This is a genomic window from Nitrospira sp. (assembly GCA_016788885.1).
Taxonomy (GTDB): Bacteria; Nitrospirota; Nitrospiria; order Nitrospirales; family Nitrospiraceae; genus Nitrospira_A.
Map to the genome: position 1 here is coordinate 45,846 of JAEURX010000017.1, position 11,482 is coordinate 57,327.

Below are 11,482 nucleotides of genomic sequence, written 5' to 3' on the forward strand. Positions count from 1 at the left end.
CACGTTACAATCCTTTCGACAGGTCGGCGACCTTCACGGAAAGGATGTGCTTGCTGTTGGTAATCTGATCCAGAACGGATTTGGGAAGCGGCGCGTCGAGGCCGAAAATCAACAAGGCCTTGCCGCCCCGCTCTTCCCGCGAACACTGCATGCGCGCGATATTGATGTTGTGATCGCCAAGAATATGACCGACCGTACCGATCACACCAGGGCGATCTTCGTTCAGGATCAGGAGAAGATGGTTATCGGGCACCACTTCAACTTTAAACTGATCGATTTCTATGATGCGTGGATCCTTGCGGTGATAGAGCGTCCCCGCGACTTGATGGGACGTCTTTCCGCCTTCGACGCGAACCCGAATCACGCTGGTGAAATCGCCGGCATCGCTGATCTTCACTTCTTTGACTTCGATACCGCGTTCCTTGGCGACCACGGGCGCGTTCACGTAGTTGATCGGATCTTCAAGGATGGGCGTGAGAAGTCCTTTCAACACGGCAATCGTCAACGGGGCGACATTCAATCCGGCCACCTCGCCGCTATACTCGACGGTCAGCCGCTCTAATCCGCCCTCAAGCAGTTGCGCCTGCAGTAACCCCACCCGCTCGCCGAGCGAAAGGTACGGCTGCAGCTGCGGCAACAGTTCGGGAGACACTGACGGGATGTTGACCGCGCCACGGGCAATCCCTTTGGTAAAGTACTCGACGATTTGCTCGGCAATGCCGACCGCCACATTCTCCTGCGCTTCGGTCGTGGATGCACCGATATGCGGCGAGCAAATAAAATTGTCCAACGCCAAGAGTGGATTGTCCGCCTTCACCGGCTCATCCTCAAACACGTCGAATGCAGCCGCGGCAACTTTCTTAGACTTCAATGCCTCGCACAGATCGCCCTCGTGCACGATGCCGCCACGCGCGCAATTGGCAATCATCACACCCGTTTTCATTTTGGCGATCGCCTGTGCATTGATCAGCGACTTGGTTTCCGGTGTCAGCGGGGTATGGACCGAGATCACATCAGCCCGGCGGAAGAGTTCATCCAGTTCAACGATGCTGACGCCCATCTTCTCGGCCCGCTCGGGGGCCAGATACGGGTCATAGGCCATCACCTGCATCCCGACTCCCTGGGCGAGCTTGGTGAGGTAACCGCCGATCTGGCCGACCCCGACAATACCCAACACCTTGTTATATAACTCCACGCCCATGAACTTTTCTTTTTCCCACTTGCCGCCCTTGGTCGAGGCAGTGGCTTGCGGGATGCGGCGCGACATCGAAAAAATCATGGCCATCGTATGCTCGGCGGTGGTCACAGTATTCCCGCCCGGCGTATTCATGACCACAATCCCGCGACGGGTTGCGGCAGGCGTATCGACATTGTCCAGTCCGGAACCAGCTCGTCCAACAACCTTCAGACGCTCAGCAGCGGCGATAACTTCCGCCGTGACTTTCGTCCCCGATCGAACGATCAAGCCGTCTGCGTCTTTGATTTCCTTGAACAGCTCTTCTTTCGGCAACTTGGTTTTCACCACTACCGTAAAGCCGGCCTTTTCCAATACCTCTACACCCTGCTTCGACAGACTGTCGCTGACCAAGATTTTCATTGTCGTGGCGCCTTACCTGAAGGTGACTATGTGACTTACGACTTCCCCATAATAATCTCTTGGGCTTTGGCGACTCCGCTGCCCAATTTCACGGGATACCCCAACCCTTTGATGACCATCTCCACGGCCGCCAACGCCGTGATGACGTCGAAGCTGTCGATATAGCCCATATGTGAAATACGGAAGATCTTGCCCTTCAGGTGATCCTGACCACCTGCCGCCGTCATCCCGTATTGAGTCCGTAAATTCTTATAGACCGCCTGGCCATCTACGCCTTCCGGCGCCGAAATAGCCGTTAACGCATCGCTTGGCCGCTCTTGCGGGAAAATGGACAGTCCGGCGGCTTTGACACCTTCGCGCATCGCCGTGGCCAACATGGCATGGCGGGCAAACACCGCCTCCAACCCCTCGGCTTTCAGGATGTTCATCACTTCCTTGAGGCCAAGAATGAGCGACACCGCCGGCGTGTAGGCCGTCGTGCTCTTTTGTTGGTTCTCTCGCTCCCGTTTAAAATTGAAATAAAACGCGGCATTCTTGGCCTTATCGGCAAGACGCCAGGCCTTGTCGCTGACGCTGGCAAAGGCCAATCCCGGAGGCAGCATCAACGCCTTCTGGGATCCTGTGATCACCACATCGAGGCCCCAGGCATCCGTCTTCAAATCGAGCACGCCAAGAGCTGTGATGGCATCTACGACGAGAATGGTGTCCTCGTACTGTTTCACGATTTCGGCCAGAGCTTTGACATCGTGAGCCACAGCCGTGGACGTTTCGCTTGCCTGTACGTAGACGGCCTTGATGGCCGGATCCTTCTTCAAGGCATCGGCAACAGCCTGCGGATCGATCGCCCGCCCCCATTCAACCTTCAACTCAGTCACCTGAGCGCCGAACGTCTTACAGAGTTTCGTCCACCGTTCGCCGAATTTCCCTCCGTTGATCGTGAGGGCCTTGTCACCAGGGGACAAGAAATTTGAAACCGACCCTTCCATGCCGCCGGTGCCGGACGCCGCGAGAATCAACACATCGTTCCGGGTTTGGAACAGCCACTTGAGGTCCTCGCGAACCTCCGCGAACAATTTATCGAACTCGGGAGCCCGGTGATGAATCATCGGCCTGGCCATGGCCAGCAACACCTCCGGAGGAACGGGGGTGGGTCCGGGAGCCAGCAAATACCGTTTGAGCATGGGACGATCCTCCTCGCTGTACGGAACGAACAATGTCAGGGATTTAGAAGGGGCGTACGCTACCATAGCCCCCCCTGGGTGTCAAGGTAACGAACCACGAAGAAGCTTATCTTTTCAGCATGTTCACGGCCTCAATGGAGCACGGACCTGTGATGTTTCTTGATGGCCGGGAGATGGTAGCGGGAGGACGCTGTCAGCGCAGCGGCGGGGCGACCCATATTCGAACTCTTTCAATTTCTTGACAACCCAAGACCTCCTCGATAGGCTACCCTTCGAGAGTCAGAGACCGCACATTTCCTGAACAGTCTGGTGGGTATTCCAATGCATGCACGTCCGTTTGCCGCTGGCGTTCGCTCGTTGCCGCTCCTTTCCTTTTGCCTTCTGTCCTTATCCTGGACACCTCTCGCGGGCGCAGAGTTCCCCGGCACACCTCAAGGCGATGCTCCCGCCACGGTGGAAACTACTGAGACTCCCGCAGCCGACCCCCAGCCCCTCATTCAGGAACCGGAATACATGCTGGACGAAGAGGATCGCGCGACCGCCGCGGAGGTCGAAGCAACCGAATCGTCGACGGCCGTCGCCAGCGAGCCTTCCACTGAAGTCCCGCCAGCCGAAGCCCTGCTGCAACTAAAACCGCTGACCGGCAACACTGCTCGATTTGCGGACTTGCTGACGCCACCGGCCGAGGTCATCCAGGAAGCGGCTGCCGAACAAGGACAGGAATCAGACACCACCCCGGAATACAACGTGCCGATCGTCCTGGACCCCTCGGTGCAGGGCCACATTCGCTTTTTTAACGTGGCGATCCGAAACCGGTTCGAGCAATGGCTCATCCGCCTCAGCCACTATCGTCCGTTGGTCGACAGCATTTTCACGGAATTCCAATTGCCGAGTGATCTGATTTACTTGTCGCTGGTCGAAAGCGGGTTCAACCCCCACGCATATTCCCGTGCCCGCGCAGCCGGACCGTGGCAATTCATGAAGGGCACGGCCAAAGTCTACGGTTTGCGCGTCGATAGCTATGTGGACGAACGGCGAGATCCCGTGAAGTCGACCGTGGCAGCCGCACGCTACCTGCGAGACCTGTACGATCTCTTTGGTACGTGGCCGCTGGCCATGGCCGCGTACAATGCCGGAGAAGGCAAGGTCATGCGAGCCCTGCATACGGCCCAGGCCGAGAGTTTCTCGGACATCGCCAAGACGCGTCTCATCCGCCGCGAAACGAAGGAATACGTCCCGCGCTTCATGGCCGCCACGATCATCGCCAAGAATCCCGATCGGTACGGGTTTCCCCAGAACGACGTCCGCCCCCATCAATTCGAAGAGGTGGTCGTCCGTCGCCCGATTCACTTCAAGGCGATTGCCAATGTCACGGGGATTTCGTACCAGGAATTAAAGGTGCTGAACCCGGAATTACGACGTGATGCCACGCCACCGGATGATCCCGAATATCACTTGAAGGTGCCGGTCGGCACCAGGGAAAAGGTGGAACAGTTATTGGAGCGGGCGCCGACCCATAAGTTCCCGCCGCTGCCGATGCCGGTTCAGGTCAAAAACCGACATTTCAAGAACGAGCCTGATTCCGGACATTGGTACCGTGTCCGCGTCGGCGACTCTCTGGAGAAGATCGCCAAACGCTTCAACATCTCCGTCAAGACCCTTAAGTCCAACAACAACCTGACTGGCCCCACCATCAAGGCAGGGAGCCGCCTGGTCATTGCTAACTGAACGCCTCAGGTTGATCGTCGCTGACTGAATAGGGGGCCGCGGAAGGAAAGGCTACTGGCTCTTCTTCGGAGCTGGCTTGGCAGACTTGCCCGACGCGGCCTTTGCCTTGGCAGGTGCTTCAGCCTGAGGAGCAGGCGCGCTGGCGGCAGGGGCTGATGGCGTCGCGGCCGCCGGACTCTCGGGGGCTTTCTTCACCTCCAACACCTTGACCCGAACCGCCGCTTCACTGGTGAAGGGCGAGTTAGGGTAATTCTTCATCAAATCCTGGTAATGGGCAATGGCACCTTCCGGCCTCGACTGGGACTCTTCAATCTTCGCCAACTCGAACAGGACATGGTCCTTGTTCAGTGCGCCCGGGATGTCAAGAATACCGGTGAAGGCCTTCACGGCCTGGTCTCGATCCCCCTTTGCCAAGAAGGCATAGGCCAATCGCTGCTGGACGAGCCCCATCAGCGAGGTGTTGGAACTGTAGAGCAACATGAATCGCTTGTAGGTTTCGATGCCGGCATCGACCTGGTTCGCCAGGACCTGCGCATTCCCGAGATGAAACAGCGCGATCGGAGCCACAGGACTCCGCGGATATTGATCAATGACCTGCGTGTAGAGATTGATCGCCTGGGCGAGCTGCTCTTGGCTTTTCTTTGGATCGTCGGCAGGCCGATTGAGATAGTGAAGCGTGGCTTCCTGGTCGAGTTCCCTGGCCTTCAAGGTCGATTGATAGTCATACCAAACCACACCAGCGACCACTGCTCCTGCAACCAGGACAACCCCCAGCCCGACCAGTAACGCACGCCGCTGCTCCTGCAACACGTGGAAAAACCGATCGACGCCACTGATAAGATGGGCTTCGTCGAGCGGATCGTCTTTGGCAGGAACCCTGATGCGATAACTCATGGCTAATCGGTCGTCTCGGTTAGGCACAAGAAGCGGTCGTTTCTGAGAACCGACCGCCTTATACTAGGGAGCACTCAGGCTTGTCAAATATTCAGCCCCTTCCAGAGGCGCATCAGTTGATGTTCGAACACCAGTTGCAGCAACTTCAGGACCGTCACCTCCTACGCCGGCTCCGAACCATGGAATCGGGGACGGGACCGACGGCAACGCTTGACGGACGGGAAGTCATCCTGCTGTCATCGAATAACTACCTCGGCCTGGCCACACACCCGACCGTTGTGGAGGCAGCCGTCGCAGCCACAAGGCAATACGGAGCTGGATCCGGTGCGGCACGCCTCGTCTGCGGAAGCCTGCCTCCGCATCAAGACCTGGAAACAGCCCTCGCCCGTTTTAAAGGCACCGAGTCGGCACTCACCTTCGCAGCCGGTTATCTAGCCAACATCGGTGTCATCCCCTCGCTGATCGGGAAAGACGGACTCATCCTGGCCGACCGTCTATGTCACGCCAGCCTACTAGACGGCTGCCGCCTCAGCGGAGCCATGTTTCGCGTCTACCACCATCGTGACATGCATCATCTTGAGCGATTGCTTGCCCGTCGCCCGGCAGGCAAATCCACCCTCATTGTCACAGACGGACTCTTCAGTATGGACGGAGACATCGCACCGATGAAGGACATCGTGCAGTTGGCCGAACGGTACGACGCCATGATCTATGTCGATGACGCTCACGGCACTGGCATCCTGGGCCCCACGGGACGAGGCACCTTGGAGCATTGCAACGTCGAGTCGCGCGTCCCGTACCACATGGGGACCTTGAGCAAAGCCCTCGGGAGTGCGGGTGGCTACCTGACCGGCTCCGCATCGTTCATTGCCTATCTGGTCAATTCCTGCCGCAGTTTCACTTACACCACTGCGCCCACTCCTGGGAGCGCCGCGGCCGCCACGGCAGCACTCCAGGTCATCCAACGGGAACCGGAGCGGCGGGCCAGGCTGTGGAGCAACCGCGCACGCCTCGCACAAGGACTCTCTCGGCTAGGCTTCCACCTGGCCGCATCGGAAAGCCCGATCCTGCCGATCATCGTCGGCGATCCCGATCGCGCCATGACTATGGCTCAATCTCTTCTCGATCACGGTGTCTATGCCCCGGCCATCCGTCCTCCCACAGTCCCCCCCGCGACCAGTCGAATTCGCCTCACGATCACCGCCGACCACACCGACGAACAAATCGATCGCGCGCTGCGGATCTTGGAACAGGCAGGGCACGCCATCAACCTGCTCTAACCGGATTTCAGGCAGTGTTGATGGGCCGGACCACGCCTGATCCAGCCCCGTCTCTTCTGGATATTTTCTTGATTTCCCCCCCCCCTATGGCATGATCGAATCAGTTCGACGAGCCATGTGTATTGATTCATCCCTACGCTCGTTTATCCACACCGTTTCCTAACTCATATGGAGCGTCCCGATGATTGATATCTCCAAACTGTTGACCTTTGGCGTCCAGCAGGGAGCCTCGGACTGTCACATCAGCGCCGGCGAGCCGCCGATGATTCGCCTGCATGGCGACCTGAAGAAACTCGACCACCCGCCCCTCACGCAGGATGAAACCCATGCACTCATCTACGACATGATGAGCGACGCCCAACGCAAGAATTTCGAAGAGCATCGGGAGTGTGACTTCTCTTTCGACCTCGGCGACATTGCCCGCTTCCGGGTGAATGTGTTCGTCCAAGGCCGGGGGCTCGGCGCCGTCTTCCGGACCATTCCCACAGAAATTCTGCCGCTTGAAAAGCTGGGAATGCCGCCGATTCTTCGGCAACTCTGCGACCGGGAAAAGGGACTGATCCTAGTCACCGGCCCAACCGGCTCCGGTAAATCCACTACCCTCGCCGGCATGATCGACTATCTGAACAATACCTTTGAGGGCCATATTCTCACGATCGAAGACCCGGTGGAGTTTGTGCACAAATCTAAGAAGTGTCTCGTCAATCAGCGGGAATTAGGCGTGCACACCTTGTCGTTCGCCAATGCGCTCCGCGCCGCACTCCGCGAAGACCCCGATATCATTCTCGTCGGAGAAATGCGGGATCTGGATACGATTCAGTTGGCCTTAACCGCAGCCGAAACCGGGCACCTGGTGTTTGCGACCCTCCACACCTCCAGTGCTCCGAAAACAATCGACCGCATCATCGATGCGTTCCCACCCAACCAGCAGGCGCAGGTCCGCGCACAGCTGTCGGAAACCCTGGAAGCGGTGTTGACCCAAACCTTGCTCAAAAAGAAAAGCGGCGGCCGGGTTGCTGCCGTGGAAATCATGGTGGGCACCACGGCCGTGCGGAATCTCATTCGCGAAGGCAAACTCCATCAGATTCCCGGCATCATGCAAGCCAGCCAGAAGGACGGCATGCAGACCATGGACATGGCCTTGATCGATTTGGCCACGCGAGGCCTCGTCACCAAAGCCGAAGCGCAATCGCGCAGTATGAATCCCAATCTGTTCAACACGGCAGGCGCGGCCTAACCAGGCGCCTGCCCGGTCACCGGCTTCAGCCGACACGAGAAGGGGCATTCCATGGAAGTTCGCACACTCCTCGAAGTCATGGTCAAGCAAGAGTCCTCCGACCTCTATCTGACCGTCGATGCGCCCCCCATCTATCGCATCCATGGCTCCACGCATCGAACCGATGCGCCGCCCTTCACCAACGAGCAATTAGAGTCGTTGGCGCTCGCCCTCATGCGAGGGCAGCAACGAGGTGAGTTCGAGGAGAAGATGGAGATGAACCTGGCCCTGTACTACAAGGACCTGGGGCGTTTCCGCGTCAATATTTTCCGGCAAAAGGGAAATGTCGGGCTGGTGTTCCGGCACATCAAGGCGGAAATCATGACGGTCGAGCAGTTGGATCTGCCGCCCATCGTTAAAGATATCGCCATGACAAAACGAGGGCTAGTCCTCGTCGTCGGCGCCACGGGATCAGGAAAGTCGACGACCTTGGCCGCCATGATCGATCACCGGAATACGGTGCACGCGGGGCACATCATCAGTGTGGAAGACCCGATCGAGTTCGTCCATCATCACAAAAAGTCGATCGTGACTCAGCGTGAAGTCGGTTTCGACACCCATTCGTTCGGCAACGCGCTCAAAAACACCCTGCGGCAAGCCCCGGACGTGATCCTCATCGGCGAAATCCGGGATACGGAAACCATGGAAGCCGCCATTACGTTCGCGGAAACAGGTCACCTCTGCCTCGGGACCTTGCACTCGAATAATGCCAACCAATCCATCGAACGCATCATGAACTTTTTCCCGGTGGAGCGACATGCGCAAATCTATCTGCAACTCTCGCTGAACCTCAGGGCCATCATTTCCCAACGACTTATCCCTTCGCTTGACAGCCGTCGAGTCCCCGCACTGGAAATCATGCTCGATACGCCGCGCATCAAAGACCTAATCAAGCGGTCGGAGATCGACACGCTGAAAGAAGCGATGGAGCAGGGCATTGACGAAGGCTGCCAGACGTTCGACCATGTACTGCTGCAACTCTACAAAGCCGGCAAGATCAGTATTGAACAGGCGCTGATCAACGCCGACAGTGCAAATAACCTTCGTTTGAAGATCAAGCTGGCAGGATTGAAAGGCGACGATGCGGTCGCGGCACTCCTAGACAAGAATGATCGTGAGGAAAAAGGGTTCCAGATCCAGGGACAGATGGGCCAGGCGGCAGGCAAGAAGCGTTGAGCCTTACGATCTGAGAAGCACAGGATCCCAGACGCGAGGCCTTCCCGCGTCGCCACACACCGTGCAGGGGACCACGACGAACAGGTCTCTGACGGCTATTCCCCCGTGGCCTGTTCAAGGTACACGGCGATCTTGTTCAACGCTCCCGCACTCAATTTTCTTCCATACCATACCGGCATCGTATCCGGAGGAAAACCCGGAACCACATAGGTTCCCGGCGACACGATCGACTCCACGATGTACTCCCGCACCGTCTGTGCCTGCCCCCGGTATTGCGGATCGGCCAGTCGGCTAAGCCCCGTCTTGCCCAACCAGAGTGGTGGCCCCACCTTCCCGTTTGCACCGGCAATTCCCGGGATCTGATGACAGACCGTACAGCCCGCACGAACAAAGAGTTCCTGAATCGGTTCCTCGCCGGTCACCAACGGCATCATGGTCGGGTCAATCTGAGGAACTGTAGCGGGGACCGGCGATGACGTGGGCGAATTTTGAAGCCCGGCCAAGGCCACCAGCAGGACAAATCCCGCCACTAACGCAGCAACGGCCTTGTTCTTGTGATTCGAAGGCGGAACCGATGAGGACGAGGCTGGACCGAGCATAGACACAAACATCGAGCCTTACGAGGATGTAGCCCCCACCATACTACGAGACATTTTACCCGAGCAAGCAGAGGAGAGGCATCTCAGGTCAAACGGTGAATCGCCCCTACTTTGCGGCATCCATTGCGCAACGAAACCCAATCGCGCGATCCTGAAAATCCGGCTCCGCCGAAACTCGAGCTGATGATCGCAGTGCCACTGGGAGATCAGACCAGGAACCGCCACGAATCACTTTCTTCTCCCCTTTTGCTGGACCAGTGGGGTTCTTGTCTGGGCTCTTCGCATAATATTCACGATCGTACCAATCCCCCACCCATTCCGCGGCGTTGCCGGCCATGTGGTGGAGGCCATAGGGGCTTCGTCCCCCCTCCTTGAGTCCATGGCGAACGCTCATCCCCTCGACCCCGCCAGTCACATTCACCAGAGTGACGGCTTCGCTCACCCACACGCCGCGATTGTAATTCGCAATGTCCACAAACGGCTGCATAGGCCCCCAAGGATATCTTCGCCCATCCGTTCCCCGCGCCCCCTTCTCCCACTCGGCTTCCGTCGGAAGCCTTTTCCCCGCCCAGGTGCAGTAGGCCGACGCATCAGCCCAACTGACTCCGATCGCCGGGCGATCCCCCACTGTTTCCGCCGCTTCATCGTCCCAGGTCGGCGGGGCATCACGCTGCACCTCCTGAAGAAACCGTCGATAGAGCCGAAGTGACACTTCGTATCGATCGATCGCATAGGCATCAAGGGTGACGACATGCTCCGGCCGCTCAGCAGGAAGCCCCTCATTGCTTCCCATCGTAAACGCCCCGGCCGGAATCAACACCATGGGTGCGCCATCTTTGCCTTGAACAGCATCGGGAACACCTTGTTGGCCACCGGCGGCAGGCTGCAATTCCTCTGCAGCACGCACCCAGGCACCGGCAAGCAGGGTTATGGACATCACGACGGTCATGCCGAATAAACGCATACAGACCTCCCACCCGAGAGACGCGCGCGAGCAATCAGACGCCAAGCTTGTCCAAAGTGTAACCGCGCCTATCAGCAAACTCAACAGCACAGCAACCGAGCGAAGCACCGCTGAAGCGACGCACAACAAGGTTCGCCCAATCGCAAGTCTCGTCAATGCGGCGCAGTGATGAGGGGTGAATGCCCCTGAACATACACCGGCCGGCAGGGGAGCCCTGCCGGCCGGTCAGCGGGTGGGTACAGTGGCGGTGGGTTACCGGGCAAGCTCAGCCACGCGACGCTCGTGATCCTTAACGGCTCTCGACGCCGTCAGATCCCCTCGATCCAACAGATGGTGTAACACCTCGTGCTTTAACTGCACCATCAAAGCCTTGTTCTGAGAAGTGGAGACCGCAGTGTCCTGGAGCAAGTTCAGCCAGCCCGTCGTGGCGCCCTCATACCGACTATTCGGCATGGCTGTGCGCAGTTCCTGAAACACCGTAATGGCATCGGCCCGATTTTCGAACAGCGCCACCAACGCACGGGTATAGTACGCTTCCTCACAAGCAGGTCCCTTGTGGCAGTTCTTCATCCGTGCATCCTGGGCATGTGCGATCGCCTGAAGAGGCTTCAACTCCACGGGGTCGGCCTGAAAAAAGGCACTACTCGGAAGCGTCGTCGACGAGCCGGGTTGCATCGTCGTGCAGCCTTCAATCCCCCCAACCATCAAGATCCAAAATGCGGCGTACAGCATGGTTCGTTGCGACATCTTCAGCCTCCTCACAAGTGCGACGATGGTGGTGTGCGTC

The 11,482-nt window shown here is 58.1% G+C and carries 10 protein-coding genes; 4 read left to right on the plus strand and 6 right to left on the minus strand.

The genetic code is table 11. The features are described from left to right. Positions 1 to 4 precede the first annotated feature (4 nt). Both JNL86_05025 and JNL86_05030 read right to left on the minus strand, forming a co-directional pair. A complete protein-coding gene (locus JNL86_05025) occupies positions 5 to 1,597 on the minus strand; it encodes a phosphoglycerate dehydrogenase (protein MBL8042263.1) in 1,593 nt (530 codons plus the stop codon). Between the two features lie 35 nt (positions 1,598 to 1,632). Next, complete coding sequence (locus tag JNL86_05030) at positions 1,633 to 2,778, minus strand: alanine--glyoxylate aminotransferase family protein (protein ID MBL8042264.1); 1,146 nt, start codon at positions 2,776 to 2,778, stop codon at positions 1,633 to 1,635. Between the two features lie 513 nt (positions 2,779 to 3,291). Here JNL86_05030 and JNL86_05035 point away from each other — a divergent pair. Next, complete coding sequence (locus tag JNL86_05035; protein MBL8042265.1) at positions 3,292 to 4,506, plus strand: transglycosylase SLT domain-containing protein; 1,215 nt, start codon at positions 3,292 to 3,294, stop codon at positions 4,504 to 4,506. 51 nt (positions 4,507 to 4,557) lie between these two features. Here the strand turns inward: JNL86_05035 and JNL86_05040 are convergent, their stop codons facing one another. Beyond that, positions 4,558 to 5,427: a tetratricopeptide repeat protein gene (locus JNL86_05040; GenBank protein ID MBL8042266.1), complete on the minus strand. Its 870-nt coding sequence runs from the start codon at positions 5,425 to 5,427 to the stop codon at positions 4,558 to 4,560. A gap of 53 nt (positions 5,428 to 5,480) precedes the next feature. Here JNL86_05040 and bioF point away from each other — a divergent pair, with 53 nt between their 5' ends. The 3 genes from bioF (at position 5,481) to JNL86_05055 (ending at position 9,132) form a co-directional block, all read left to right on the plus strand. Further along, a complete protein-coding gene (gene bioF / locus JNL86_05045) occupies positions 5,481 to 6,680 on the plus strand; it encodes an 8-amino-7-oxononanoate synthase (GenBank protein ID MBL8042267.1) in 1,200 nt (399 codons plus the stop codon). Between the two features lie 184 nt (positions 6,681 to 6,864). Then, entirely contained in the window at positions 6,865 to 7,917 is a 1,053-nt protein-coding gene (locus JNL86_05050; protein ID MBL8042268.1) for a type IV pilus twitching motility protein PilT, read from the plus strand. Between the two features lie 51 nt (positions 7,918 to 7,968). Next, complete coding sequence (locus tag JNL86_05055) at positions 7,969 to 9,132, plus strand: PilT/PilU family type 4a pilus ATPase (protein ID MBL8042269.1); 1,164 nt, start codon at positions 7,969 to 7,971, stop codon at positions 9,130 to 9,132. 95 nt (positions 9,133 to 9,227) lie between these two features. Here the strand turns inward: JNL86_05055 and JNL86_05060 are convergent, their stop codons facing one another. The 3 genes from JNL86_05060 to JNL86_05070 form a co-directional block, all read right to left on the minus strand. Continuing rightward, positions 9,228 to 9,731, minus strand: a complete 504-nt coding sequence (locus JNL86_05060) for a hypothetical protein (protein ID MBL8042270.1) — start codon at positions 9,729 to 9,731, stop codon at positions 9,228 to 9,230. A gap of 106 nt (positions 9,732 to 9,837) precedes the next feature. Next, the gene (locus JNL86_05065; GenBank protein ID MBL8042271.1) at positions 9,838 to 10,695 is read right to left on the minus strand and encodes an SUMF1/EgtB/PvdO family nonheme iron enzyme; all 858 of its coding nucleotides are present in this window, start codon (positions 10,693 to 10,695) and stop codon (positions 9,838 to 9,840) included. Positions 10,696 to 10,947: 252 nt separating this feature from the next. Then, on the minus strand, positions 10,948 to 11,442 hold the full coding sequence (locus JNL86_05070; GenBank protein MBL8042272.1) for a hypothetical protein: 495 nt from the start codon (positions 11,440 to 11,442) through the stop codon (positions 10,948 to 10,950). Between the last annotated feature and the right edge of the window lie 40 nt (positions 11,443 to 11,482).